General features: G+C 39.3%; 1 protein-coding gene. It reads right to left on the bottom strand.

Features of this window, described 5'->3' with window-relative positions; all coding sequences use genetic code 11:
• A partial coding sequence (locus AC1DTM_RS30625; protein ID WP_477001722.1) for an FAD-dependent oxidoreductase occupies positions 1-612 on the bottom strand: 612 nt, incomplete at both ends.

Raw genomic sequence — 612 nt, 5'->3', positions numbered from 1 at the left:
TTGTAAATTAAGGCCTCAGCGGCTTCCATCACAATCTCACTTAAAGTTAGTTGARCATGTGGTGTTAATGCAATATCTTCAACTGTCATGCCTGATTCAATTGCTAAACCCATTTCGGCAATTATTTCTGATGCACCATTACCCACGATTTGAGCACCTACTAATACACCATCTTCTTTACGCACCAATAGCCTCAAGAACCCTTTTCCTTCATTTGATACAAGTGCACGACCGTTTGCTGAAAATGGGGATTGAATCACTTTTACTTCCATGCCTTCTGCCTTTGCTCGCTCTTCAGTATAACCAACTGTAGCTAATTCAGGATTTGTGAAACAAACTGCTGGAATTGCCAAGTAATCAACACATGATAGTTCACCAAAAATAGCTTCAGCAGCTACTTTTCCTTCGTAAAATGCTTTATGTGCAAGCTGTGGACCAGCAATAATATCACCGATAGCAAAAATGTTCGGAAGGTTAGTACGGCATTGTTGATCAATTTTTAATAAACCGCGGTCAGAAAACTCAATACCGATTTTTTCAAAACCCATATTTTCAGTATTAGGACGACGGCCAACCGTTACTAATACGTAATCAGCGTCAACTTTCTTTTCT

The organism is Bacillus sp. P4_D3 (assembly GCF_056401855.1).
The sequence above is the reverse complement of the archived record's forward strand: the minus strand, read 5'-3'. Positions and strand labels throughout refer to the sequence as shown.